Origin of the sequence: Clostridium caldaquaticum (assembly GCF_023806125.1) — a bacterium.
Classification (GTDB): Bacteria; Bacillota; Clostridia; order Clostridiales; family Clostridiaceae; genus Clostridium_AT; species Clostridium_AT caldaquaticum.
Window position 1 is genome coordinate 20,496 of the sequence record NZ_JAMSKT010000013.1, and the last position, 26,488, is coordinate 46,983.

The window sequence follows — 26,488 nt, forward strand, 5'->3', positions numbered from 1 at the left end:
AAATTTAATGTTTTTTTAAATATAATTAAATTAGTGCAAAATTTTACATAAAAATCAGTGTTAGAGTTTTTTAGATAATTTTTTAAGGGAAGGTGTCGGTATTGAATAAATTGCAAAAGTTTATATGTGTAGCTTTAAGTACCTTATCTATTTCATTACTTTTTACATATAATGTTTCTGCTGCAACTTTAACTCAGAGATTAGGTGGATTAAACAGATATGAAACCGCAGTTAAAGTATCCAGTTACGGCTGGCAAACATCAGAATATGCTGTACTTGCAACAGGACAAGATTTTCCAGATGCTCTATGTGCCGCACCTTTGGCAAAGAAATATAATGCCCCAATACTGTTAGTAGGTAAAGATAGTTTAGATAGTGCAGTTGAAAATGAATTAAAAAGACTTCAAGTGAAGAATGTATTTTTAATTGGTGGACAAGGTGTAATATCCGTTAATGTGGAAAATAAATTAAAGAGTATGAATATAGGCGTAACTAGACTTGGTGGAAAAGATAGATATGAAACTTCTATATTAATAGCAGAGCAATTATCTTCTACAGGTAAAGCTGTTATAACAACTGGGGGGGATTTTGCTGATGCATTATCCATTTCTCCTATAGCTGCAAGTGAAGGTATGCCAATACTACTTTCTGAAAAAAATGTTCTACCTAATGGAGTAAAAGAGTATTTAAATAAGATTAATGTAACTAAAACCTATTTAATTGGAGGTACAGGGGTTATAGGAGCAAGTGTTGAGTCTTCAGTACCAGCTCCTGAAAGATTAGCTGGTAATAACAGGTACGAGACAAACTATTCTGTAATAAATAAGTTTAAAGATGTTCTCAATTTTAATTCTATATTTGTGGCTACAGGAAAGAATTTTCCAGATGCCTTAGCTGGTTCAGCATTGGCAGGAAAAGGATTTTCTCCTTTAGTGTTAGTAGATGGTGGAATTATTCAATCTACTTCCGATTTAATTAAGGCAAAACTACCAGATAAAAACTCTGTAATTGCTTTAGGCGGAGAAGCTGTAGTTGCAAGTGCTTCATATAAAAGTATTGTTAAGAGCAATTATAGAATAGTTGTTGATGCAGGGCATGGGGGGAATGATCCGGGAGCAATTGGAACTGTACTTGGACTTAAGGAAAAGGATGTAACTTTATCTGTAGCTTTAAAGTTAGGGGATATTTTAAAAAGAAATGAAATTGATGTAGTATATACTAGAGAAACAGACATCGTTCCTGTTTATCAAGATACCTCAGATTTAGAAGCTAGAGTTAATATTGCAAAAGATTCAAATGCAGATATATTTATAAGTATTCATAGTAATAGTTATACAAATTCTTCTGCAAATGGAACTGAAACCTTTGTTTATGCCAGAGGTACAGAATCAGAGAAGTTAGCTCAATTAATACAAAAAGAACTTATTAATGCAACAGGTTTAACAGATAGAGGGGTAAAAACAGCAAATTACTATGTGTTAAGAAACAACAATATTCCTGCTGTATTAGCTGAACTTGCATTTATAAGTAATGAAAAAGAAGAAAGACTCTTGGCAAGCGACGATTTCCAAAATAAATGTGCAGAAGCAATTGGAAGATCAGTACTAAGTTATCTACAAAAATAACAGTAAAATTAAACAGAGAATTGACAAATTCTCTGTTTTTTAGCTGATTTTATATAAAGCTCTGCATTTAAATACTTAATATAACTTTATTTAGTTATATTGAGATGCTATAATTCAACTAAGGAGGGATATTTTTGTGGTTAGTAGAAAAATACGTAAATTAATAGCAGTATTATTAATTCCTGTGATATTGTTTGCTTTTCAAATTAGAGGACAAGCTTCTGTATCCTCGGACAGATATGCTCAAGGTATTTCTGTAGGATTTACTTCTATGGGAAATGTAACATCTTTAGATTTTACTGTAACGAATGATTATTTTGTTCAGAATGAAAATATTATTTTGAAATCTGGAAAAAGCTACAAGATTGATATAGCAGATTCTATATTTAAACTTTATGAAAATAATTCGTTGTTATTGCAGACAAATAACAATATTACAATTAAACCAACCGTATTAGGATCGTTCATTAGATTTGTAAAAAACACATATACAAGAAATTTTCCTGGAAGTATTACTTTTAAAAATAATGGTAGTTTTTTTATTCCAATTAATACTTTAAAAATTGAAGATTATGTAAAGGGTGTACTGCCTTTTGAAATGGATAATAGTTTTCCTATAGAGGCTCTAAAAGCTCAAGCAATTGCAGCAAGAACTTATGGAATAGCTAATAAAGGGAGCTATTCAAGCTCAGGGTATGATTTGAGGGATGATGTCTACTCTCAGGTTTACAGAGGAATTGTAACTTCTGCTTCAAATGCTAATAAAGCAGTTGATGAAACTCAGGGTATTGTACTTACATATAATGGTAGTCCTATTAGTGCACTTTTTTCGTCTAGCAATGGCGGATTTACAGAAAAAAGCGGAAATGTGTGGAGTACAAATTATCCATATTTTGTAGATGAGGCAGATCCTTTTGATCTTAATGAATCTAATCCGAGACGCAGTTGGAGTGCAAGTTTAACTGTAGCTAGAATAGATGAAATACTAAAACAAGAATACCCCAATTTAAATATAAAGCAATTTGTCAGGATTGATATAGAAAATATAAAAAAATATGTAAGCGGCAGAATAAGCGAATTAAGATTAATTTATTTAGATAATAATGATGTAGAACAAGCTGTAACTGTAAATAAAGACAAAGTTAGAACTTTATTTGGCTTAAATAGTGCAATGTATTCAGTAAATGCTGTTAAGGATCCTGTAACTCAAACTGATGTTGAATATACTTTTAATGGAAGTGGCTGGGGACATGGAGTTGGTATGAGTCAATGGGGTGCATACGGAAGAGCAAATGCAAATCAGAATTATACAAGCATACTTAATTTTTATTATAGAAATACTTTGCTTGAAAATGCATTTACAAATGCCTATATAGCACGATTTAAACAGCGAATTGGCGGTGAAAACAGATACTCTACCTCAAGAATGATAGCTGAAAAAGTAAATAGTGGACAAGTTAATGCAGTGGTACTTGCCACAGGGAAAGATTTTCCGGATGCCTTATCTGGTGCAGTGCTAGCTAAAAAAGTTGGAGGACCTATTTTATTAGTGGATCAATATCCAAGTTCAGAGGATAGTAAAGAAGCCCTAAATTATATTAGTTCTCATCTTTCAAAATCAGGCACTATTTACCTGTTAGGCGGAGAGGGAGTAATTTCTCCACAGTATGTTAGTACTTTAACTAGTATGGGCTTTAGTAGCAGCAATATAATAAGGTTAGGTGGAATAAACAGACAAGAAACTGCTCTTCAGGTTGCTTCAAATGTGAGCAGCGGAAATACTCCTGTTGTAATTGCAACAGAGAATGATTTTCCAGATGCTTTAAGCATATCATCTATTGCTGCACTAAGAGGATGGCCAATACTATTAACAAACAAGGATAACTTAAGTACACAAGTTGAAAATTTTATAAAATCTCGAAATCCAGAAAAAGTTTATATAGTTGGTGAAACAGGTGTTGTATCAGATTCTGTTAAAAATAAGATCAAGCAGATACTTAATGCTGGTGACAGCAGAGTAATTAGAATCGGGGGAGTTAATAGATACGAAACTAGCAGATTAATAAGCAGTACTTTTATTCCTGACACAGAAGAAGTTGTGCTGGCTACAGGAAAAAATTATCCTGATGCTTTATCTGGCAGCGTATATGCAGCTATGAATGGTTCACCTATTATATTAGTTGATGATTCTAATATGAGTGATGCAGAAAAATATTTAAGAGTTATAAATTATAATGGCAGTTATCCTAATTTAGTTGTTTTGGGTAAATCTGGTGCGGTTAGTGATAAAGTAGTAAATTACCTAACCAATTTAAAGTAAATTTTTAAAATGCCCACTTTATAAATGCAGGTGGGTATTTTTATGTGTGTTTTATTATAAATATGCAAAAACAAAAAAACATTGAATATTTTTAGAAATGATGTACAATGATTTATGTAGAATAAATAGTGTTTTATGATTGAGCTGAGGAAGTGATAAGGTGCAGAAATATAAAAGATTTTTAATATCTGACTCTATACTTGTAGTTATTTCTCTTTATGTAGCTTTGCTATTAAAGTTTGACTTTTATATACCTTCTGAATATATTTTGTTTTTTAAACTTAATATTATTCCTGTAGTAGTAATTACTGTTGTGTTTAATAACATTTTTAATTTGTATAAACATATTTGGAAGTATGCTTCTATAGAAGCAGTTATTTCAATTGTTTATTCTTTAACTTTATCTAATATTGTATTTATAATATATAGCTATTTTATAAATTATAGAGTATTAGAAAATCAGTACTTTAGATTTCCCTTTACAGTACATATAATATTTTGGATTTTATGTACTGTGACACTTGGTGGTACAAGATTTATTTATAGAATAAAAGAAGAAATGCAGAAAAATGATGAAAAAAATAATAAAGCAATTAGACTATTAATAGTTGGAGCAGGGGATGCAGGTGCAATGTTAATTAAAGAAATAAAAAAACATAAAGAATTAAATTATGATATAGTAGGTCTAGTGGATGATGACAATTCTAAAATAGGAAAAACAATAAATGATGTAAAAATTTTAGGTGGAACAAAAGACATAGTTTCAATTTGCAAGAAAAATAATATTGACGAAATAATATTGTCAATTCCTTCTGCAAGTTTTCAAAAACAAAAAGAAATACTTAATGTTTGCAAGCAGACAAAGTGTAAATTGAAAACTGTACCAGGTATATACGAAATTTTAGATGGTAAAGTTAACATTAGTAAAATCAGAGATGTGAAAATTGAAGATTTACTTGGTAGAGAACCAGTAAAGTTAAATGATGAAAATATTAATAAATATATAAAAGATAAAGTTGTTTTAGTTACTGGAGGCGGAGGTTCTATTGGATCTGAGCTTTGCAGACAAATTGCAAGATTTAATCCAAAGCAGCTCATTATATTAGATATATATGAAAACAATGCTTATGATCTTCAGATGGAGCTTAAATATTTATACCCTCAGCTAAATTTGAAGGTTGTGATTGCTTCAATTAGGGATATGGAGAGAATTAAAAGCATATTCTCTTCATGTAAGCCAAATGTAGTTTTCCATGCTGCAGCACATAAGCATGTGCCGCTTATGGAGGAAAATCCGCAAGAAGTTGTAAAAAATAATATTCTTGGAACCTATAATGTGGCTACATGCAGTGATATGTTTAATGTTGAAAAGTTTGTTCTTATAAGCACTGATAAAGCTGTAAATCCAACTAATATAATGGGTGCTTCCAAGAGATTTTGTGAAATTATGATTCAAACATTAGACAAAAACAGCAATACCGAATATGTGGCAGTAAGATTTGGTAATGTTCTTGGAAGCAATGGCAGTGTTATTCCATTATTTAAAAAGCAGATAGCTCATGGCGGACCAGTAACAGTGACACATCCTGATATAACTAGGTTTTTCATGACTATACCAGAGGCTTCACAGCTTGTTATTCAGGCTGGCGCCATGGCTAAGGGTGGAGAAATATTTGTACTGGATATGGGAGAACCTGTAAAAATTGCAGATTTAGCTAAGGATTTAATAGCATTATGTGGATTAAGGCCTGATGTGGATATTAAAATAAAGTATACTGGATTAAGGCCTGGAGAAAAGTTATATGAAGAGCTTCTTATGGATGAAATAGCTCTTACTTCTACAGAGCATAATAAAATTTTTGTAGAAAAACCTATTGAGTATGAGATAGAATTTTTAGAAAAGTCAATAGAAGAGTTCAAAGAAATAGTATATAAAAGCGATGAAGAAGTATTTGCTTTAATTGAAAAGAAAGTACCAACCTATAAAAGAAAAAAGTAATGTATTAAAATAGAAACATTTGGGAGGTAATTTATTGTGTTACAACTTAAAGAAGAACTTATGCTAAAGTTAAAAAACAGAACTGCAAAACTTGGGGTAGTTGGACTAGGCTATGTTGGTCTTCCTCTTGCAGTAGAGAAAGCAAAGGCAGGCTATGATGTTATTGGTTTTGACGTTCAGTCTCAAAAGGTTGAAATGGTTAATGAGGGGCATAATTATATTGGAGATATAGTAGACGAGGATTTAAAAGAGATTGTAAATTCAGGAAAACTAAAAGCTACAACAGATTTTAGTTTCGTAGCTGATGTAGATGCAGTTTCTATTTGTGTTCCAACACCACTGGATAAATACAAACAACCAGATTTATCCTATGTAGTAAATTCTTCTAAAAGTATAGCAAAATATCTTCATAGAGGTATGTTAGTTGTTTTAGAAAGCACAACTTATCCAGGCACAACTGAGGAAGTGCTTAAACCAATACTTGAGGAAAGCGGATTAAAATGTGGGAAAGACTTTTTCTTAGCCTTTTCACCAGAAAGAGTAGACCCAGGTAACAAACAGTTTAAAACTAAGAATACTCCTAAAGTAGTAGGAGGATGTACATCAGATTGTACAGAAGTGGCAGCAATGCTTTATAGAAGTGTGCTTGAAAGTGATGTTATGGAAGTATCTTCTCCAGCAGTAGCTGAAATGGAAAAAATATTAGAAAACACCTTTAGAAATATAAATATTGCATTGGCTAATGAAATGGCTATTTTATGCAAAAAAATGGGTATAGATATTTGGGAAGTGATAGAAGCAGCAAAAACAAAGCCTTATGGATTTATGGCATTCTATCCTGGTCCTGGCCTTGGAGGACATTGCATTCCATTAGATCCATTTTATTTATCATGGAAGGCAAAGGAATATGATTACCATACAAGATTAATTGAAACTTCAGGAGAAATTAATGATTATATGCCTGAGTTTGTAGTAGAAAATGCTATGAAGCTACTTAACTCACATAAGAAACCTATGAATGGTTCAAAGGTTTTACTTTTAGGGGCAGCTTATAAAAATGACATTGACGATATGAGAGAATCTCCAACGTTAAAGGTTATTGAGCATTTGGAAAAAAATGGTGCTGAAGTAATTTATAATGATCCATATATTCCTAGATTTAATCATAATAAAAAAGAATATGTATCAGTTGATTGGAAAGAAGTTATTGATGATGCAGATATTGTTATTATAACTACAAATCACAGCTGTTATGAGTATGAAGAAATTGTAGAGAGAGCTAAACTTTTATATGACACTAGAAATGCTACTAAGGATGTAAAAAATAATAGAGAAAAAATAAATAAATTATAACAGCTTAACAGGATAGACTATATGGTTTATCCTGTTATAGTACTAAAGAGGTGGTGCAAGAATTTATGAAAAAATTAAAATTTGCAATTATCGGATGTGGAAGAATATCATATAAGCATGTAGAAGCACTTGTAAAAAATAAAGAAGAAGCTGTACTTGCAGCAGTTTGTGATGTTATAGAAGAAAATGCAGCAGCAAAGAAAAATGATTATGAAACTAAAATGAATAATGAAATTAAAGTCAATGTTTACACAGACTATAAAGAAATGATACGTAAGGAAGAGATTGATGTGGTAACTATAGCTACAGAAAGCGGTTATCACCCAGAAATAGCTATATACTGCATGAATAAAGGAAAGCATGTAATCGTAGAAAAGCCAATGGCACTTTCAATTGAAGATGCGGACAAGATGATAGAATGTGCTAATAAAAATGGTGTGAAGCTCTGTGTAAGTCATCAGAATAGATTTAACATGTCTATTAGGAAATTAAGAGCTGCTATTGAAGCTAATAGATTTGGTAAATTAATCAATGGAACTGCTAGAATTCTTTGGAACAGGAATATGAATTATTACAAACAAGCACCTTGGAGAGGAACTTGGGAGCTTGATGGCGGTACGCTTATGAATCAATGCATACATAATATAGATTTACTACAATGGATGATGGGGGGAGAAGTTGACACAGTTTTTTCAATGAGTGATACTTTTATTAGAAATATTGAAGCGGAAGATTTTGGTGCAATTTTGATTAGATTTAAAAATGGTTCTATTGGTATAGTTGAGGGAAGTGCCTGTGTATTTCCTAAAAATTTAGAAGAAACTTTAAGTATTTTTGGTGAAAAAGGGACAGTTTGCATAGGTGGCCTTGCAGTAAATAAAATAGAAACTTGGAGATTCGAAGATAATGTAGAAAATGAAGAAGAAATTTTAAGTAATCAGGAAGGAGATCCTGATACAGTTTATGGATTTGGGCATGCTCCTTTGTTTAAGGATATGATAAATGCTGTTAAAGAAAATAGAGAACCGTTAATAAATGGAGAGGAAGGTAAAAAAAGCGTATCTATAATATTAGCTGCTTATAAATCTAGAATTACTGGAAGTCCAGTTAAGTTTCCGCTAGAGAGATTTTCTACTTTAGATATGAAAAATATATAATAGGTTGCTATTGATAATACCATAATAATAATATATGGACATAATTATTTTGTTTATTTTATGAAGGGACTAGCTTACTATGATTAAAAAACAACTACACATTTTAATATTGCCATCATGGTACCCTATCAGTAGTATGCCATTAAGTGGGATTTTTTTTAAGGAACAGGTTCAAGCGCTTAGAAGAGCAGGGGTTAAGGCAGGAATAGTGTACCCAGAAACTAGAGGTTTGACAAATTTTAGTATAAAAAATTTGTTAAATAACCATTTTCACATAACAAAGGAATTAGAAGACTCAGTAATGACATTTAGATTGCATAGTTGGAATATGTTTCCAAAGATGCCGAAACTCCAAGCAATACAATGGGTTTATGAAACAAAAAGACTAGTCAAAAAATATATAGAAATAAATGGTAAACCAGATATTATTCATGCACATAGTACGTTATGGGGAGGGTATACGGCTTTATTATTATCAAAGGAATATAATATACCTTACATTATAACAGAGCATCATTCTAATTTTGCAAATGGTCTTATTAAAGACTGGCAAGTGCCATATATTCAAAAATCATTTATTGATGCTAAAAAATTGATTGCAGTTAGCAGTCCCTTTGCTAAAATACTTCAGCATTATGATAAGGGAAAAAATATAGTGGTTATTCCGAATGCAATTAATACTGATTTTTTTTACTTTAAGAAAAAAAATGCAAAGAAAAATTTACTTATTTATTTGTAGCCCTTTTACATCCACATAAAGGCGCAGATATTTTGATAAGAGCTTTTGCTAAAGCTTATAAAGGAAATGATAAGTTTGTTTTAAAAATCGGCGGAGACGGAAAATATAGAAGACAATTAGAAAATTTAGCTTGTGAATTAAATATAAAAAGACAAGTAGAGTTTCTTGGCAGCCTGAATAGAGAACAGGTTAGAGAACAGCTTTGGAATTCTAATGTTCTTGTTTTGCCTAGTTATTATGAGACTTTTGGGGTTGTTTTAATAGAGTCACTATCTTCTGGTACGCCAATTATATCAACAAATTCAGGTGGACCTGTTGACATAGTAAGGTCTGATGTTGGAATATTATTTAATCCAGGCAATGTAAGTCAATTGTCCAAGGCGTTAGTAGATTTATATAAAAATTATGATTTATATGATCCATGTTTGATACGAAAATATGCAGTTGATAATTTTAGTGATAAAATTATTACAGAAAAATTAATAGATGTTTATAAAGAGGTACTCAATTTAAAATCCCATGATCTATGAGGTGATGATTTTTGAATATAGGGATGATATTAACTAATGGATTTGATCCTGATCCACGAGTATATAAAGAGGCTTTATCTTTAGTTAAGTTAGGACATAATGTTACAATTTTATGTTGGGATAGGGAATCAAAGTATAAAGATTCAGCTATACAAATTTTAGATGGAATTAAAATTGTTAGATTTTTTGCTAATTCTAAATATGGTTCAGGTTATAAACAGGCTTTAAAGTTTTGGAAGTTTAGAAATGAAGTTTCAAATTATATTAGAAAAAATAATTTTGATGCTTTACATTGTCATGATTTTGATGGATTTTTCATAGGTTATACTATTTGTAAAAATATGAAAATAAAATTAGTTTATGATGAACATGATTTGTTTTATACTTATTTTTTAAATAGGAAAGGTATTATAAATAAATTTATCTGTAATTTTATAAAATATAGTGAAAAAATAATGCTGAAAAGAGTAGATAATCACATAGTTGTTACTCCAGAGATGGCGAGATTATATTCAAATTCATCAAATAATATTACTATTATTAATAATGCTCCATTAAGTGCTATCTTTAGAGATATTAATAAGACACACAGTAATAAATTAAGAATTGGTTATATAGGGTCTGTTAGATATTTGGAGGAACTTAAGGTACTGATAGATGTTTCGCAAAAATTTAAGGATAAAGTTGAGATAATTATATCTGGTAGAGGAGTTGCACTGGATGAATTGATAAGCTATAGTTCTAATTATAAGAATGTAGAAATTACAGGAGCTTTTTCAATGGATCAGTTAGAAGAGTTGTATAAAAATATAGATATAACATATGCTTTTTATCCTGGAGATGTATCTTCAATATCTATGCCTAATAAATTTTATGAAAGTATAATTACTGAAACCCCTATAATTGCTAATAAGGAAACAGAATTTGGTAAAGAAGTGATAAAAAATAATATAGGCTATAGTATTGATGAAACTTCATTGAGTAAAGAGTTAGAAAAAATTATTTCGGAATTAGTTGAAAATAAAACTAAGAGAGAGTTTATTGTAAATAATATGAGAAGAATTAAAGGAGATTATGTTTGGGAAGCAAACGATAAGAAGTTAGAAGCTATATATGCAAACTAGTATATATGGTTAATAAAATGTGTGAGTAAAAATGGTTATTTTACAAAGAGTGGGTGCTTGATAGATGAGAAGTCAAAATAATGTAAGTGTAATAATCCCAATTTATAATGAAGAAAAATATATATATAATACACTTAATCGTATCATAAACCAAACATGGCAGGGAGATATAGAAATAGTAATAGTGGATGGTAATTCATCTGATATGACATTACAAATAATTCATAAGGTAAGTACAAATTTACCTGAAAATCGTAAAATTATTGTTTTAAATAATCCAAAGAGATGCATACCTACTTCATTGAATATGGCATGTGAAAATGTAAGTAATGATATAATTATCAGAGTAGATGGACATACATTTATTCCTTTAAATTATATAGATGAGTGTATGTCTGCCTTGACTAAAATTAAATTTAATGGAATAGTCGGTGGAAGATGTATTATAAATCAAGGTGATGATACAAAGATTGCTAAAGGAATTTCTATAGCTGTAGGTAATCCAATAGGAGTTGGGAATGCTTTATATAGAACCTTTAAAGGAGAATTAGAAGAACTATTGGATGTGGATACAGTACCTTTTGGAGCTTTTACAAAAGAATTATGGGAAAAAGTTGGGGGATATGATGAGGAATTGCTTTATGATGAAGATTATGATTTTAACTATAGAGCCAGAAGATTAGGATATAGAGTTGTAATGAATCCTAAAATAGTGCTTAACTATTTTTCGAGGAAAGACTTTAAAACATTATGGCTCCAATACTATAGATATGGATATTGGGCAAATCGTTTTTGTCTAAAGCATAAAATTGTGCCATCTTTCCGTAGACTTGTACCAACATTTTTTGTTTTAGCTTTGCTTACTTTGCCTTTTATAAGTAATTTGTTATTTTATTTAATGATTTCAATGTATTTAGTAATGATTTTTATAACGGCTTTTCGTGAAGGGGTTATAAAGAGAAAGGACTTTATTTTATTTGTAGCGATGATACCTGCATTTCCAACCCTTCACTTATCATATGGATTTGGAAGTATATTAAGTATTATTGCAAAATTGTTAAAATTTTAATATTTACTTATTCAATAAATATTTATAACTGTAGCAAATATGTATTAATTCATTTGCTACAGGTTTTTTATGGGATTTAATATTTGTAATAATTTAATTTTATGTGATATAATACTTTTATGTGTTTTATCATAGATTGAGGAGGATATTTATGATATGTAATAGATTTAAATCCTTTTTAGATTTTAGAAAAGTATGGGATCAATCTATTTATTATATTGTTTTTTTTATAATATTATGTCTAGGGTTTATTACTGCTAATAAGTATTATCAATTTTATAATTTTTATTATGTTGAAGGCATTGGATTAAGAATAGTGCAAATGATGCCATTATTTTTTATTGTTTTAATTGCATACATAAAATTAATACCGAATAATCTTGATGAGTTTCCAACTCTTTATTGGTATTTTTTTATTTTTATGACCATTATACCAATGATTGTAGTTTATATATTTAATGGTATTGGTGAAAGTAAAAATATTATAATGTTTATATATCTGGTGTCTTTTTTATGTATGGTCGGAGCTTTGCTTTTGAAAATAGATATATTAAAAATTAGGAATACTAATATTAATAAACATATATTTTGGTTTGGAATAATTATAATACTCATTGCAGGTTATAGTTATATTATTTATAAGTTAGGTATACCTAAAAACATACTTAAATCTTTTACCGATGTATATGAAATTAGATTAAATTATAGAAAAAACTCAAACAGAATAGTAGATTATTTTGTTCAGTGGTTAGGCAACGCTGTCAATCCTTTTATTTTTGCATATGCTTTAAGGAAAAAGGAGTATAAAAAATCTTTTACTTTGTTTATACTTCAATTAGTATTATATATATATACTTCATATAAAAGCTTATTTTTAGTATTTTTTTTGGCGCCACTGTTTGGAGCGGTAATAAGTATAGGGCTTTCAAAAAAATTTGTAAGTATAATGTTTATTTTAGGGGCAGCAGTTGGTACTATTGCTGGATTTTTGGATTTTTTAATGATTTATCTTCTTAGTGTGTTAAGAATATTTTTGTGGCCGGCTTTAATTGCGTTTGAATATTATGACTTTTTCTATATGTATCCAAAGCCACGTCTATCTTATAGTTCATTTGTACCATTTATACCAGATGTATATAACATTGAGCCTCCCTTTTTAATATCTAAGCTTTATTACAATAAACCTCTTATGAGGGCTAACACAACTTGGTATGCTGATGCATATGCAAACTTTGGATTTATTGGAGTGATTGTTTTTGCAGTCATTTTATATTTAATACTAATTGTAATAAAGGCTATTCAAAACAAAGATAAATACTTAGTTTCAAGCTGCTTATTTGGTGGAATTATTACGTTGTTTAATGGACCTTTATTAACTACTATTATTACTGGAGGATTAGCAGTAGGAATTTTTTTAGCATATTTTATACCTAATGAAATATGTACAAGTAATCAAGGTCTTATAAGCTTAAATTTAAAACTGGGATTTATGTTAAATAATTTTAAAATTAAAATTATAAATATAATGAAAAAATTTTTAAATCGTAATTAGATAATAAATAGTAAAATAGTACAACTCAACATAATAAATTTTACCTTTATTAATTTGGTACTAAAATTTGAGTTGTTGTGCGGTTAAAGTTTTGGAGGAAAATATGACAAAGTCTAAACTTAGTAAAATAGCAGGAATACTCATGATAATTACTATAATAAGTAAATTAATTGGATTTGTCAGAGATGCATTAATAGCTAGTTCATTTGGAGCTTCTTATCAAACAGATGCTTATACTATGTCATTAACAATACCTTATATGTTTTTTGAGTTATTTGGTTTGACTATTACAACTACTTTTATACCTATTCTTAGTGAAAGTTATATAAAAAAAGGTAAAAAAGAGATGTTTAATTTAGCTAATTCCATATTAAATATATTAATTATTATTACTATATTTGCATCCATACTTGGGTGGCTTTTTGCTCCAATAATTGTAAAAATGTTAGCACCTAAATTTAATGAGGTTACATATAATTTAACAGTTCAACTTACTAAGCTAAGTATAATTAATATATTGTTTTTAAGCTTAAATAGTGGACTAACAGCTGTAGTGCAGGCTTTAGATGAATTCGTATCGCCAGCAATTGTAGGAATTGTTATGAATATACCTATAATATTTTATATAATTTTTGGTAAATCTCATAATATTGTAGAATTGACAATTGTTACAATCTTAGGTAATGCTATTCAAATATTAGTATACTTGCCATGGCTTATTAGGAACAGATATAAATATAAATTTTATATAAACTTACACGATTCACGAATAAAAAAAATGCTTTATTTAATATCTCCAATACTGATAGGTATAGGAGTAGAAAAAATTAATTCTATTGTAAATAGAATAATGGCATCAGGACTGGCTCAAGGTAGTATTACGGCGTTAGATTATGCTAATAAAGTAAATTATATGGTTTATTTTACATTTGCACAGGCTATTATTACTGTTATTTATCCTTCGCTTTCTAGAGAAGGAGCTTCTGAAAATTTGAATCAGTTTAAGCAGTATTTAATAAAAGCATTTAATAGCATAAATTTATTAATGATTCCTTGCTCTGTTGGTATGCTTGTTTTAAGGATACCTATTATTAATATATTATTTAAACATGGTTCTTTTGATGATAGAGCAGTAAATATGACATCTACTGCACTATTATACTTAGTTATAGGAATGATTTTTTATTCAATTAGAGATGTAGGCAATAGAGCTTTTTACGCTCTTCAGGATACTAGAACTCCAATGATAAATGGTATTTTTGGAGTAATAATAAATATAATTTTAAACATTACTTTAGTTAATATTATGGGAATAGGGGGACTTACTTTATCTACCTCTATATCAGCAATAGTTACATCGATATTACTTATTTATCGTTTAAGAAAAAAAATTGGTAGTATTAATTTATCTGGTACTTTAAAAAGTCTTGGTAAAATACTACTTGCTTCAATTGTTATGGGAACAGTGATAAATATTTTAAGAATTTATATTTCAAATAATATAACAGGATTAAAAGCTGATTTATTTATAGTTGCATTATCAATATTTTTAGGGATATTTGTTTATGGAATTATTCTCTTAATTTTAAGAGAACAGGAGTTTATATTATACTTTAAAAATATTAAAAGCAAAATATTGTTAATAAAAGAGAAACAATAATATAAGACTATAATAAAATATATTTTGTTATAAGAAAGAGAAGTGGATTTACAATATGGAAAAATTTAAAAAAGTTTTAGTTTTAGCAATAGTTTTTGTTTTTTTGTTATCAAGTTGTAAATTTTCAAATAATAAAAAAGAAATTATTATTTGGTCACATTTGAGCGATACTGAAACACGCAACCTTGAAAAATCTGTAAAACAGTGGACTAAATTCACGGGAATTAACGTCAGGGTATATAGTGATAAAGGAGATGTATATACTTATCTTCAGGCTGTTAAGGCTAATAAAGAACCAGATATTGTGTTTGGAGTAAAGCAGGAAAATTTAGGAACTCTTTATAAAGAAAATTTAGTTGACGAAGCTCCAAGTGATATTATTAAAGAGGAAAACTATGCAAAGGCAGCTCTAAATTCAGTTACATTTGATAAAAAGACTTTTGGAGTACCTATTTCTATGACCACTTATGCTTTATATTTTAATAAGGATAAAGTTAAAACTCCACCGACTACATTGGATGAACTTTTAGAATCAGCAAAAAAAGTAGGATTTCAATATGATATTAACAATATTTACTATAGCTATTCATTTTTAGATGCATTTGGGGCAGAGATTTTTGATGATTTAGAAAATAAATCAGCAGTTGATAATTTAAATTTAGCTAATGAAGGAGCAATTAAGGGAATTAAATTATTAAGGGATATGATTCAAAGGTATAAATTTATGCCAAATGATACAAAGTTTAATATTAATGACGCTAAAGATAGTTTTAAAAATGGTGATGTTGGATTATACATAGGAGAAATGTGGGATATAGAGGGGTTTAAAAAGGCAAAATTAAATTTTGGTGTTGTTCCTTTGCCTAAAATCAATAATAAAGAAACTAAGTCAATAGTAATTACTCAAGTTGCTTTTGTAAGTTCTTTATCAAAATATAAAGAGGAATCATGGAATTTAATTAAATATTTAGTTTCTAACAATTTACTAATAATGGATAAAAAAGAAAATAAATTACCAGTTATGTTAGATGAGTTAAATAAGGAATCAATTATTAATGATCCAATTTTCGGCGGTTTTTCAAAGCAAGCTCAAAATAGCAGTTTAACTATTAATAGACAAGACATGCATGGATTATTAAAAGCTAGTGAGTATTTGCATTTGGTTACAAATGAAAGTGTAGATCCTGAATTATTTGGCAATCTGATAACTAATGCAATTAAGTTAGAAATAATAAAACAAGATCATACAAAAATAGAGTAGTATTTTTAAAGTTTGCATTGGAGGAATAAAAAATGAATTACGTTTCTAGTAAAAGTAATATAGGAATAAACGTAACTATTGGACATTTTTCAGTAATTGAAGATGAGGTGGTTATAGGAGATAATTGTATTATAGGAAATAATGTAGTAATACACAAGGGTACAAAAATAGGATGCAATGTACGAATTGATGATAATACTGTAATTGGAAAACAGCCAATGAGAGCCGTAAACAGTATTTTTAAAGATGAAAAAGATTTTCTACCTGCAAATATAAAAGATAAATGTTTAATAGGAGCTGGTGTTATAATTTATTGTGGATGTGAAGTTGGAGATAGTACTTTAGTTGCTGATTTGGCTACTATAAGAGAAAATGTTATTATTGGAGAAAAGACAATCATAGGGAGAGGTGTAGCTATTGAGAATTTCTGTAAGATTGGTTCTAATTGCAAGCTAGAAACAAATGCATATTTAACTGCTTATTCAGAGGTTGAAGATTATGTTTTTATAGCTCCTGGAGTAGTAACTTCAAACGATAATTTCGCAGCAAGGTCAAAAGAGAGATATAAACATTTTAAAGGTGTAACAGTTAAAAAGGGTGGAAGAATTGGAGCTCAAGCAACTATTTTGCCAGGAAAGGTTATAAATGAAGATGGTTTTATAGCAGCAGGAAGTGTTGTTACTAAAGATGTTGAAAAAGAAGTAATTGTTGCTGGAAATCCAGCGAAGGTAATAAAGAGAGTACCTGAAGATCAGTTATTAATTAATCAGTGAGAGGAGAAATTAATATGAAGATATTAACTGTTATTGGAGCTAGGCCCCAATTTATAAAAGCTGCAGCAGTTTCTAATGTTATAAGAAAAAAACATAATGAAATCCTTGTGCACACAGGGCAGCATTATGATGAAAATATGTCAAAAGTATTCTTTGATGAGTTGGGTATTCCTAAACCTGATTATAATCTTTCTGTAGGTTCAGGTGGTCATGGCTTTCAAACTGGAAGCATGTTGATAAAACTCGAAGAGATTTATACTTCTGAAAAGCCAGATTTAATTTTAGTATATGGGGATACAAATTCTACTTTAGCAGGTGCTCTTTGTGGAAGCAAACTGCTAATTCCAGTAGCTCACGTAGAAGCTGGTTTAAGAAGTTTTAATAAGGCAATGCCAGAGGAACAAAATAGAATACTTACAGATCATATTTCAAAGTATTTGTTTGTGCCTACAGTTTCAGCAGAGAAGAATTTGAAACTTGAAGGAATAACTGAGGGAGTATACAATATAGGGGATGTAATGTATGATGGAATACTTCATTTTAAAAAAGTTGCAGAGAAGAAGTCCTCTATTATTGATAAACTTGAGCTATCTAAAGGAGAATATATACTTACTACTATACATAGAGCAGAAAATACTAATAATATAAATAGACTTAAGAATATTATTGAGGCTTTAAATGAAAGTGAGGTTCATATAGTTTTACCGCTTCACCCCAGAACTAAAAAATATATTCAAGATTATGGACTTTATTTTTCTCATAATGTTACAGTAATAGAGCCTATAGGCTATTTAGATATGATTGCATTAGAAATGCATTCTAAAAAGATAGTAACGGATAGTGGTGGTGTTCAAAAAGAGGCTTTCTTTATGCAGAAACCGTGTGTTACAATGAGAGATGAAACAGAATGGATAGAAACTGTAGAAAATGGTTGGAATATAATTGCAGGTACAGACAAGCAGAAAATTCTAGATGGAATATTAAATTTTGTACCAACAATGGAGCAGGAGAATATATTTGGAGATGGAACTGCTGCTGAAAAAATTGTTAATATAATTAGTGAGTAAGAAAAAATATTGTTACAGGAGGATTAAATGCAAAGCAGTAATAGTATTTATATTAATATAAAAGATGATATTGAAACAAAAAAGATGCAGTTTATATTAAAAAGATTTATAGATATAGTATTGGCTTCAATTGGAATAATTTTGTTATTACCTATTTATGTGGCAATTATTGTTGCTATTAAGCTTGATTCAAAAGGACCAGCTATATTTAAACAAATAAGAGTAGGTAAAGATGGTAAAAACTTTACTATTTATAAATTCAGAACAATGGTAGTAAACGCTGAAAGCAAAAGAAAGTTAGAAATAAATGTTGATGATATTGAAAATTTTGTTTTTCAGAGTAAGAGTGACAATAGAATAACAAAAGTAGGTGCTTTTTTAAGAGAAAGCAGTTTAGATGAAATTCCTCAATTGTTTAATGTACTTATTGGAAATATGAGTTTAGTAGGACCTAGACCTGAAATACCAGAAGTAGTTAAGCTCTATCCACAAAATTACAGACAAAGATTGCTGGTTTTGCCAGGAATTACGGGGCTTGCTCAAATCAGTGGAAGAGGGGAAATAGAGCTTGGTAAAACAATTTATTATGATTTAACTTATATTAAAAATTTTTCTATATGGTTGGATATAAAAATTATATTTAAGACCTTTATAAATGTAGTAAAAAAAGAAGGAGCTTTTTAAATTTTCTAAGTTATATGAAAGTGGTGAAAGAGTATGCTTCAAAATAAATCCATTAAAACCTTTATGGAAGAATTAGCCTCAAGCTCTCCAACTCCAGGAGGAGGTGGTGCAGCTGCTTTAACTGCGGCATTAGCAAGTGCTTTAGGATCTATGGTTTTTAATTTAACCGTTGGAAAAAAGGTTTATGATGATTATAATGATGAACTTAAGACTGAGATTTTAAGCAGCTTAGAAACATTAAATTCATATACAGACGAATTTATAAATTTAATGGAAAAGGATGCAGAGGCATTTGGAGAATTTATGTCAGCTTTTAAGCTGCCTAAAAATACTGAAGAAGAAAAGAATCATAGGCAGAAGAAAATAGATGAAGGTTATATAAAAGCACTTGAAGTACCTTTAAATTTAGCAGAAAAAGCTTTTGCAATATATAAAAGCATAGAGTTTTCTGCAAAATATGGAAATAAGAATGTAATTTCTGACAGTGGTGTGGCAGCACTTCTTTTACAGGCTTCTTTAGAAAGTGCAGTTTTAAATGTTAAAATAAATTTATCGGGAATAAAGGATGAAAAATACAAAAAAAATTTACAAGAACGTTGTAAATATCTTATTGAAGAGGGGATAAAACTTAGAGATAATATAATGAAAATAGTAGAATCTAAGTTATAAATATTGTGTTTTAATAAACACTATAAATAATATATTAATAGTAAAATAATATGGACATACTTAAAAACTATGTCCATATTATTTAAGTATATGTTAATTTACGGCAAATCGTTTAAAGTTTTAAACTCATAACCTTTATTTTTCCATTCTTTAAGAATCGAATCCATTATATCTGCATTTGTTTTAGAAACTGCATGTAAAAGTATTATTGCACCATTATGTGTTCTTTCCATTATAATTTTTTTCGCATATTCATGAGAAGGCTGCTGTTCTGGTATCCAATCTTTATAAGCAAAGCTCCAGAATATAGTTTTATAGCCTAAAGCTTGAGTGTAGCTCATAGAAAGTTCACTATATTTTCCCATAGGTGGTCTGAAGAATTTTGGCATTTTAGTTCCTGTAACCTGTTCAAAGGCTTTTTCTGTAAGTGTAAATTCCTGATTGAATTTTTCTTTACCTTTTAGAGCAGTCTTAGCCATGGAAGGATGACTGTCAGAGTGGTTACAAACAAGGTGTCCTTCCTCCACCATTCTTTTTATTAATTCTTTATTTCCATTTATATAATCAGTAGTTACAAAAAAGGCTGCTTTAACATTATTGTTTTTTAGGACATCTAATATTTTAGCTGTATATCCTCTCTCATAGCCTTCATCAAAGGTTAAATATAAAACTTTTTTAGAAGTATCTCCAAGATAATATCCAGAATATTTTTTTAGCATTTCTACCACTTCGGGAGGTTCTCCAGAAGGTGTTCCGTCTTTTTTAGGCTCATAAAACCAATTTTTTTCTGAAGTATTTAAATTTGTATTATATACCTTTATATGCTTGTGCATATTTTTATCAGATATAACTTCTCTAGGTACAATATTTTTTTTCTTTTCCTCATTTTTTATTTTAGGTGTTTCTTTAAGTTTTATTCTTTCTTTAATTTTTAAACTAGCTGATGTTTTTGTATTTTCAATGGACGCTGCAACACCTTTAGTCTGCTTTTCACTGTAAGCAATTAAGGACAAAGGAATTACTAATAGTAAAGACATTATTTTTTTATTCATATTTTACCGCCTCCATTTCTTATGATATACTTTATATGAGATTAATGCTAATTATAAGATGGAGAATGCTAAAATGGTTGAAATTTTTATGGAAAATATAGGTAAACTTTACGATATAATTCTACAGCCTATAGATATTATGTACAAACTTACTGCAATAAATAATTACAAGACAAAATTAAATGTTGGCAAAAATGAGAGTTTTGGTGAATTTTATTTTAATATGGTACAAAATAAAAAAAATAACGGAGTAATTTATACTCCAATAGAAATTGCAAATTATATAGTTGAAAATACAATAAAAGATGAAAACATAATTCAAAATCCTTTTATCAGGATTGCGGATCCATCTTGTGGATGTGGAAATTTAATAATTCCATGTTTTCTTCATTTAAAAAATATATATAAAAACAATTTAGAAAAAATTAACAAATTACATAATATCAACTTAAAAGAAGAAGATATAGAAAAACATATAATTGAAAACAATTTATTTGGCTTTGATATAGATGAGTCAGCTGTAAAAATTTTATTAATTGATTTATTTAATATTAGTAAGTATATAAAAGTACAAAACTTTTTTAATGCTGATTTTCTTCTTGATGAGGGAATAGAAAAATTTGATGTTTTTATTGGAAATCCTCCATATATTGGACATAAAACAATTGATAAAAATTATTCCACAGTCATAAAATTGAAGTATAGACAAATTTTTAAAGACAAGGGAGACTTGTCTTACTGCTTTTTTAAAGCAGCATTAAATAAATTAAATAAAGGAGGCAAACTAACTTTTATAACATCCAGATATTTTCTTGAATCTCTTAGTGGAGAAGAGCTTAGAAAGACTTTAAAAGAATTTTGTTCAATTGACAGAATCATAGACTTTTATGGTATTAGACCATTTAAAAATGTAGGCATAGATCCAGTTATAATATTTTTAACTCTTGATAGAAAGAGTGATATTATACAAGTTATAAAACCTAATGTAAGTAAGAATAAATATTTCTATAGTGCAGTTTTTGAAAAAATAGGACAAGATTTTAATCTTTTTGCAATAAATAAAGCTAATTTAAACGATAAAGGTTGGATACTAAGAGATGAAAAAGAGAGAAACATAATTAATAAAATAGAAAAAAAATGCTTCACTAGCTTAGGAAATATATGTGATAGTTTTCAAGGGATTATTACTGGTTGCGATAAGGCTTTTGTAGTAGACAGAAATACAATTATACAAGAATGCTTAGAGCAGGATATTATTAAACCTTGGATAAAGAGCAGCTATATTCATAAAGAAAAGGTTCAAAGAGCTGACAGTTATATTATTTATTCAGATTTAATATCAGATGAATATAAATATCCTAAATGTATGGAACATATTGCAAGGTTTAAGGAGAAGCTTGTGCAGAGAAGGGAATGTAAAAATGGAATAAGAAAATGGTACATGCTTCAATGGGGCAGAAATAAAAATATCTTTGAAGGAGAAAAAATAGTTTTCCCCTTCAAGTCAAATAAAAGTAGATTTTCTTTAGATAAAGGAAGTTATTTTAGTGCGGATGTTTATTGTTTAATTTTAAAGGAACATATCCCATTTTCCTATGAATATTTATTAAAAATTCTAAACAGCAAGGTATATGAATATTATTTTAAAACCTTCGCAAAAAAACTAGGAGAAGATTTATATGAATATTATCCCAATAATTTAATGAAACTTTGTATACCTAATATTACAGATTTAAATGGTGATGTGGATGTATTTTTATATGACTTTTTTCAGTTAGAAGATTCAGAGATAGAAACCATGAAAAAGTATGTAGAACATTAAACTTAGTTTATTTTTTCAAAAGTCCCAAATTTTACTGGACTTCCATGCTGAACTAGTGTTTTACCTTTACATAGAACATAATTTATAGTTAAATCATTATTCATGATTAAAATATCAGCTTGTTTATCTATCTCTAAGCTGCCTAAGTAGTTAAGCTTTAATATCTTTGATGGATTTTTTGTTAGAGGATGTAAGGCTTTTTCTATAGGGATATTATAGCAGTTAACCATCTTTCTAAACTCTATTATATTACTTTCCATGGAGCCTATGGATATGCTTGTTAATCTGCCATTTTCATCAAATACAGGCATGCTTCCATTGCTGTCAGAGCTCATAGTTATGTTTTCTATTGGGCAGCCATTATCAATCAAATATTTAAAAGCATAAGAAGCGTCAACAGGTATTGAATCATATTCTGTTTTTGATATTCCTGATGTTAAATCTAAATAACCGCCAGTTTTAATATATTTCATACCTTGATATAAGAGAGGCATGTTTCTATTAATATGAGTTGGTAGCATATTTTGTGCTAGGAGAGGATATGAATTAATTATTTCCAGAAGAGGATATAAACCTTCCTTATCATCCCCTACATGTATGTGTAAAATACCGCATTTTCCAGAAAGAAGTCCAGCTACTCTGCAATCTAAAGCCAAACGTTCAATATCTTCTTTTAATGGTTTGCTTCCCCTATGGTCAGAGATAGCAATTTCTCCAACTCCAATTATTTTGTCAATAAGTATTATGTCATCTCTTGAGCTTTCAGTTATAGTTCTGGTAGGAAACTGGTAACATCCAGTCCATATGAGAGTATTAATGCCTTCTTCCTCTAATGCTCGAGACTTTGCAAGTAGACTGTTTAATGAACGGGTTGTGCCGTCAGTACCTAGACAGCCTACAACGGTAGTAACTCCAAAGGTTGTTATTTGTGAAAGCTGAATTTCAGGAGTTCTTGTAGTATATCCTCCTTCACCTCCGCCGCCTGTAAGATGTACATGCAAATCGATAAATCCAGGAGTAACTATTTGGTTCGAAGCATCAATAACTTCAACATCATAGAAATCTTTTGGCGGTATAGGTATATAGTCAGCTATTTTTGCGATTTTATCATTACATATTAATATATCTTTTTTTCCTATAAAATCGGGTGTATATATAAGTCCATTTTTTATTAACTTTAACATATTTATTAATCCTCCTAGAAGATATCAATATAATTTTTTAAAACCTCCAAAATAGTAACGTTATTAGTGTTTTACTATTTTGGAGGTTTATTCATTAGTTTATTTTATTAAATCTTCAACATATTTTGGAAGAGTAAAGCAAGCTTTATGGAGTTTTTTGGTATAATATTTAGTTTCAAAATCTATTCTATTTGATAAATTCGCATTTTCTGGATCATATTTTTTAGAGCCTATAGTAAAGCTCCAGAAGCCTCCAGGATATGTAGGAATAGCTGCCATAAACATTTTTGTAATTGGAAATACAGCTTTAGCATCATTAAATACTTTTTGTACTACTTGAGGAAGATAAAATGGAGTTTCTGTTTGAGCTATAAATATTCCATCTTCAGTTAGGCATTCATAAATTTCTTTATAGAAGCTTCCTCCAAATAAGCCTTCAGCAGCTCCAAAGGGGTCAGTAGAATCAACTATTATTACATCAAATTCATTTTTATGTTCATGAACATATTTTATACCGTCTCCTACAAAAACCTCGCATCTTGGATTGTCCAGTTCGCAGCTTATTTCAGGAAGATATTTTTTGCATTCCTCAATAACGCATTCATCTATTTCACAGAGCACTGCCTTCTCCACAGAAGGATGCTTTAGTATTTCTCTAATTGCACCGCCATCTCCGCCACCAACAACCAATACTTTTTTAGGATTTGGATGAGTGAATAAAGGAATATGACTTATCATTTCATGATAAACAAATTCATCTTTTATGGTAGTTTGAACTATGCCGTCAAGTACTAACATTCTGCCGAAAGCTTCAGTATCTAATACGGCTAGATCTTGATATTTAGTTTGTTTCCTTACTAAAGTTTCTTTTATTTTATATGTCATTGCAGCATCGCTAATTTGAGCTTCTTTGAGCCACATATCCATATGGTAAAACCTCCTTGTATGTATTCCCTAATTTATTTTTCCTTTGTAAACATAGATAATTATAACAATCATTTTTTATATGGGCAATACTTCTATTGATAAAGAATAAATAAAATTTTATCTTTATATAAAAAATATTGCAATAAGTATAAAATAATAATAATATGGGAAAAATATTAAAGTATGTATAAAATTTTTGATTTTGGCAGGAAAATAATGTAATATATAGAATATTAATATAGGGTAAAAATTTACTTTTTATCTTCATCAAATTAAATTAAATAATATTGCGAAGTTAGGGGGATACAGATGTATTTAAAGTTTCAGAAAGAAGATGAAAAGCTTATAGTATATATGATGGGAGAATTAGATCATCATAGTGCAGAGGAAGTAAGAAGTAAAATAGATGACAGGTTGGATAGGGATACAGTAAACAAGCTTATAATGGATTTTACTAACGTTACATTCATGGATAGTTCAGGCATAGGTGTAGTTATTGGACGATATAAAAAGATTTCTTTAAAAAAAGGAGAAGTATGTATAACTAATGTAAATAATTCTGTTAAGAGAGTGTTCGACTTATCTGGTATGTTTAAAATTATAAAGCTTTATGATAATGTAGAACAAGCATTAAAGAGCATTTAATGTGGGGGGATAAAGATGTACGATAACATGATAAAAATAGAATTTCAAAGCAAATCACAAAATGAAGGTTTTGCAAGAGTTGCTGTAGCGGCTTTTGTTTCACAATTAGATCCAACAATAGAAGAGATTACTGATGTTAAAACTGCTGTGTCTGAAGCTGTTACTAATGCAATAATACATGGTTATGGAGGAAAAGAGGGTATAGTTAAGATTGAAGCAAGGATTAAAGATAATGAACTTACTATTACTGTAAGTGATGAAGGAGTAGGCATAGATGATATTGAACTTGCTATGCAGCCTCTTTATACTTCAAGACCAGATTTAGAGAGATCAGGAATGGGATTTACAGTTATGGAAACTTTTATGGATAGTTTAGAGGTAACATCGGAAAAGGGTAAGGGAACCAGCATAACAATGAAAAAAGTTTTTAAATCTTTAAGTTAGGTGAAGAGTATGGATGAAGAAATTCTAAAAAAACAAGACTATAACTATGAAGATAATTTAGAGCTTATTAAAATGGCCAGAGAAGGGGATAAAGATGCATTAAACAAACTCATTCAGCTTAATTTACCTCTTGTTTCAGCTGTAAGTAAAAAGTTTTTAAATAGAGGTTATGAATATGAGGATATTTTTCAAATAGGCTCTATGGGATTAGTTAAGGCTGTAAATAATTTTGATCCAAGTTTTAATGTTAAGTTCTCTACCTATGCTGTTCCTATGATTATGGGAGAAATAAAAAGATTTATAAGAGATGACGGTATAATTAAAGTTAGCAGAAGTGTAAAAAATATAGCAAGAAAGCTTCATTATGATAAAGAAGCTCTGACAAAAAAGCTTGACAGAGATCCAACAATTGAAGAATTAGCAGAGTACTCTGGAGTAAATACTGAAGAAATATTATTTGCTTTAGAATCTGCGAGTAATCTTCAATATTTATATGATACAATTCATCAAGATGATGGTTCTCCAGTACTTCTAATAGATAAGCTTAGTGAAAACTGTGAAGAAGATGGAGAAATAGTTGATAAAATTGCATTAAAGGAGGCACTAAGCAATTTAGATACAAAATCCAGACAGATAATTATGCTTAGATATTTTAAGGATAAAACTCAGGTGCAAGTAGCTAAGATGCTTGGAATAAGCCAAGTACAAGTATCCAGAATTGAGAAAAAAGTATTAAAAATAATGAAAGAAAGATTAAGTGGATAGGATGCATTATTTTTGTATCCTATTTTTTATTGAGTTTTTTTTACTTAAAGTATTAAAAATAATAATC

The 26,488-nt window shown here is 29.2% G+C and carries 22 protein-coding genes and 1 pseudogene; 20 read left to right on the forward strand and 3 right to left on the reverse strand.

Annotated elements, in window-relative coordinates; translation table 11 throughout:
• The first annotated feature begins 101 nt into the window (after window positions 1-101).
• From M2651_RS09560 to M2651_RS09635, 16 genes and pseudogenes are all read left to right on the forward strand, one after another.
• Window positions 102-1,625, forward strand: a complete 1,524-nt coding sequence (locus tag M2651_RS09560; RefSeq protein ID WP_252132132.1) for an N-acetylmuramoyl-L-alanine amidase — start codon at window positions 102-104, stop codon at window positions 1,623-1,625.
• Between the two features lie 136 nt (window positions 1,626-1,761).
• Entirely contained in the window at window positions 1,762-3,945 is a 2,184-nt protein-coding gene (locus M2651_RS09565) for a SpoIID/LytB domain-containing protein (RefSeq protein WP_252132133.1), read from the forward strand.
• Between the two features lie 160 nt (window positions 3,946-4,105).
• Window positions 4,106-5,944 carry a polysaccharide biosynthesis protein gene (locus tag M2651_RS09570; protein ID WP_252132134.1) on the forward strand — a complete coding sequence of 613 codons (1,839 nt, stop codon included), beginning with the start codon at window positions 4,106-4,108 and terminating at the stop codon, window positions 5,942-5,944.
• 36 nt (window positions 5,945-5,980) lie between these two features.
• Window positions 5,981-7,297 (forward strand): nucleotide sugar dehydrogenase, encoded by a 1,317-nt coding sequence (locus M2651_RS09575; protein WP_252132135.1) that lies wholly within the window; start codon window positions 5,981-5,983, stop codon window positions 7,295-7,297.
• A gap of 65 nt (window positions 7,298-7,362) precedes the next feature.
• On the forward strand, window positions 7,363-8,454 hold the full coding sequence (locus M2651_RS09580; protein WP_252132136.1) for a Gfo/Idh/MocA family protein: 1,092 nt from the start codon (window positions 7,363-7,365) through the stop codon (window positions 8,452-8,454).
• A gap of 79 nt (window positions 8,455-8,533) precedes the next feature.
• Complete coding sequence (locus M2651_RS09585) at window positions 8,534-9,193, forward strand: glycosyltransferase (protein ID WP_252132137.1); 660 nt, start codon at window positions 8,534-8,536, stop codon at window positions 9,191-9,193.
• Window positions 9,194-9,210: 17 nt separating this feature from the next.
• Window positions 9,211-9,723: pseudogene (locus M2651_RS09590) on the forward strand (glycosyltransferase); the annotation flags it as partial.
• Window positions 9,724-9,734: 11 nt separating this feature from the next.
• Window positions 9,735-10,847, forward strand: a complete 1,113-nt coding sequence (locus M2651_RS09595; protein ID WP_252132139.1) for a glycosyltransferase — start codon at window positions 9,735-9,737, stop codon at window positions 10,845-10,847.
• 64 nt (window positions 10,848-10,911) lie between these two features.
• Window positions 10,912-11,916 carry a glycosyltransferase family 2 protein gene (locus M2651_RS09600; protein ID WP_252132140.1) on the forward strand — a complete coding sequence of 335 codons (1,005 nt, stop codon included), beginning with the start codon at window positions 10,912-10,914 and terminating at the stop codon, window positions 11,914-11,916.
• Window positions 11,917-12,067: 151 nt separating this feature from the next.
• On the forward strand, window positions 12,068-13,468 hold the full coding sequence (locus M2651_RS09605) for an O-antigen polymerase (RefSeq protein WP_252132141.1): 1,401 nt from the start codon (window positions 12,068-12,070) through the stop codon (window positions 13,466-13,468).
• A gap of 103 nt (window positions 13,469-13,571) precedes the next feature.
• Complete coding sequence (gene murJ / locus M2651_RS09610; RefSeq protein WP_252132142.1) at window positions 13,572-15,128, forward strand: murein biosynthesis integral membrane protein MurJ; 1,557 nt, start codon at window positions 13,572-13,574, stop codon at window positions 15,126-15,128.
• A 55-nt stretch (window positions 15,129-15,183) separates the two neighbouring features.
• Window positions 15,184-16,389, forward strand: a complete 1,206-nt coding sequence (locus M2651_RS09615) for an extracellular solute-binding protein (protein ID WP_252132143.1) — start codon at window positions 15,184-15,186, stop codon at window positions 16,387-16,389.
• A gap of 32 nt (window positions 16,390-16,421) precedes the next feature.
• Window positions 16,422-17,162, forward strand: coding sequence for an acyltransferase (locus M2651_RS09620; RefSeq protein WP_252132144.1), 741 nt, complete (start codon window positions 16,422-16,424; stop codon window positions 17,160-17,162).
• 14 nt (window positions 17,163-17,176) lie between these two features.
• Window positions 17,177-18,229 carry a non-hydrolyzing UDP-N-acetylglucosamine 2-epimerase gene (wecB, locus tag M2651_RS09625; RefSeq protein ID WP_252132145.1) on the forward strand — a complete coding sequence of 351 codons (1,053 nt, stop codon included), beginning with the start codon at window positions 17,177-17,179 and terminating at the stop codon, window positions 18,227-18,229.
• 27 nt (window positions 18,230-18,256) lie between these two features.
• Window positions 18,257-18,913 (forward strand): sugar transferase, encoded by a 657-nt coding sequence (locus M2651_RS09630; protein ID WP_252132146.1) that lies wholly within the window; start codon window positions 18,257-18,259, stop codon window positions 18,911-18,913.
• 33 nt (window positions 18,914-18,946) lie between these two features.
• A complete protein-coding gene (locus M2651_RS09635) occupies window positions 18,947-19,582 on the forward strand; it encodes a cyclodeaminase/cyclohydrolase family protein (protein ID WP_252132147.1) in 636 nt (211 codons plus the stop codon).
• Between the two features lie 98 nt (window positions 19,583-19,680).
• Here the strand turns inward: M2651_RS09635 and pdaA are convergent, their stop codons facing one another.
• Window positions 19,681-20,634 carry a delta-lactam-biosynthetic de-N-acetylase gene (gene pdaA, locus M2651_RS09640; protein WP_252132148.1) on the reverse strand — a complete coding sequence of 318 codons (954 nt, stop codon included), beginning with the start codon at window positions 20,632-20,634 and terminating at the stop codon, window positions 19,681-19,683.
• A gap of 73 nt (window positions 20,635-20,707) precedes the next feature.
• On the opposite strand from pdaA, the gene M2651_RS09645 reads away from it, so the two are divergent.
• Window positions 20,708-22,456, forward strand: coding sequence for an Eco57I restriction-modification methylase domain-containing protein (locus M2651_RS09645; RefSeq protein ID WP_252132149.1), 1,749 nt, complete (start codon window positions 20,708-20,710; stop codon window positions 22,454-22,456).
• A gap of 2 nt (window positions 22,457-22,458) precedes the next feature.
• Here the strand turns inward: M2651_RS09645 and iadA are convergent, their stop codons facing one another.
• Window positions 22,459-23,640: a beta-aspartyl-peptidase gene (iadA, locus tag M2651_RS09650; protein WP_252132150.1), complete on the reverse strand. Its 1,182-nt coding sequence runs from the start codon at window positions 23,638-23,640 to the stop codon at window positions 22,459-22,461.
• 99 nt (window positions 23,641-23,739) lie between these two features.
• On the reverse strand, window positions 23,740-24,567 hold the full coding sequence (gene speE / locus M2651_RS09655) for a polyamine aminopropyltransferase (protein WP_252132151.1): 828 nt from the start codon (window positions 24,565-24,567) through the stop codon (window positions 23,740-23,742).
• 309 nt (window positions 24,568-24,876) lie between these two features.
• On the opposite strand from speE, the gene spoIIAA reads away from it, so the two are divergent.
• Genes spoIIAA through sigF form a run of 3 tightly spaced genes read left to right on the forward strand, consistent with a single transcriptional unit; the run spans window position 24,877 to window position 26,421 of the window.
• Window positions 24,877-25,212: an anti-sigma F factor antagonist gene (spoIIAA, locus tag M2651_RS09660; RefSeq protein WP_252132152.1), complete on the forward strand. Its 336-nt coding sequence runs from the start codon at window positions 24,877-24,879 to the stop codon at window positions 25,210-25,212.
• A 15-nt stretch (window positions 25,213-25,227) separates the two neighbouring features.
• A complete protein-coding gene (gene spoIIAB / locus M2651_RS09665; RefSeq protein ID WP_252132153.1) occupies window positions 25,228-25,656 on the forward strand; it encodes an anti-sigma F factor in 429 nt (142 codons plus the stop codon).
• A gap of 9 nt (window positions 25,657-25,665) precedes the next feature.
• Window positions 25,666-26,421: an RNA polymerase sporulation sigma factor SigF gene (gene sigF, locus M2651_RS09670; protein WP_252132154.1), complete on the forward strand. Its 756-nt coding sequence runs from the start codon at window positions 25,666-25,668 to the stop codon at window positions 26,419-26,421.
• Window positions 26,422-26,488: the final 67 nt, after the last annotated feature.

What these genes read in the sequence shown, in the direction of transcription:
- iadA (WP_252132150.1), bottom strand. Translation starts at nt 23,640, where the DNA reads ATGTTAAAGTTAATAAAAAATGGACTTATATATACACCCGATTTTATA.
- murJ (WP_252132142.1), top strand. Translation starts at nt 13,572, where the DNA reads ATGACAAAGTCTAAACTTAGTAAAATAGCAGGAATACTCATGATAATT.
- wecB (WP_252132145.1), top strand. Translation starts at nt 17,177, where the DNA reads ATGAAGATATTAACTGTTATTGGAGCTAGGCCCCAATTTATAAAAGCT.
- M2651_RS09635 (WP_252132147.1), top strand. Translation starts at nt 18,947, where the DNA reads ATGCTTCAAAATAAATCCATTAAAACCTTTATGGAAGAATTAGCCTCA.
- M2651_RS09600 (WP_252132140.1), top strand. Translation starts at nt 10,912, where the DNA reads ATGAGAAGTCAAAATAATGTAAGTGTAATAATCCCAATTTATAATGAA.
- sigF (WP_252132154.1), top strand. Translation starts at nt 25,666, where the DNA reads ATGGATGAAGAAATTCTAAAAAAACAAGACTATAACTATGAAGATAAT.
- M2651_RS09645 (WP_252132149.1), top strand. Translation starts at nt 20,708, where the DNA reads ATGGTTGAAATTTTTATGGAAAATATAGGTAAACTTTACGATATAATT.
- M2651_RS09630 (WP_252132146.1), top strand. Translation starts at nt 18,257, where the DNA reads ATGCAAAGCAGTAATAGTATTTATATTAATATAAAAGATGATATTGAA.
- M2651_RS09580 (WP_252132136.1), top strand. Translation starts at nt 7,363, where the DNA reads ATGAAAAAATTAAAATTTGCAATTATCGGATGTGGAAGAATATCATAT.
- spoIIAA (WP_252132152.1), top strand. Translation starts at nt 24,877, where the DNA reads ATGTATTTAAAGTTTCAGAAAGAAGATGAAAAGCTTATAGTATATATG.
- M2651_RS09605 (WP_252132141.1), top strand. Translation starts at nt 12,068, where the DNA reads ATGATATGTAATAGATTTAAATCCTTTTTAGATTTTAGAAAAGTATGG.
- spoIIAB (WP_252132153.1), top strand. Translation starts at nt 25,228, where the DNA reads ATGTACGATAACATGATAAAAATAGAATTTCAAAGCAAATCACAAAAT.
- M2651_RS09620 (WP_252132144.1), top strand. Translation starts at nt 16,422, where the DNA reads ATGAATTACGTTTCTAGTAAAAGTAATATAGGAATAAACGTAACTATT.
- pdaA (WP_252132148.1), bottom strand. Translation starts at nt 20,634, where the DNA reads ATGAATAAAAAAATAATGTCTTTACTATTAGTAATTCCTTTGTCCTTA.
- M2651_RS09585 (WP_252132137.1), top strand. Translation starts at nt 8,534, where the DNA reads ATGATTAAAAAACAACTACACATTTTAATATTGCCATCATGGTACCCT.
- M2651_RS09615 (WP_252132143.1), top strand. Translation starts at nt 15,184, where the DNA reads ATGGAAAAATTTAAAAAAGTTTTAGTTTTAGCAATAGTTTTTGTTTTT.
- speE (WP_252132151.1), bottom strand. Translation starts at nt 24,567, where the DNA reads ATGGATATGTGGCTCAAAGAAGCTCAAATTAGCGATGCTGCAATGACA.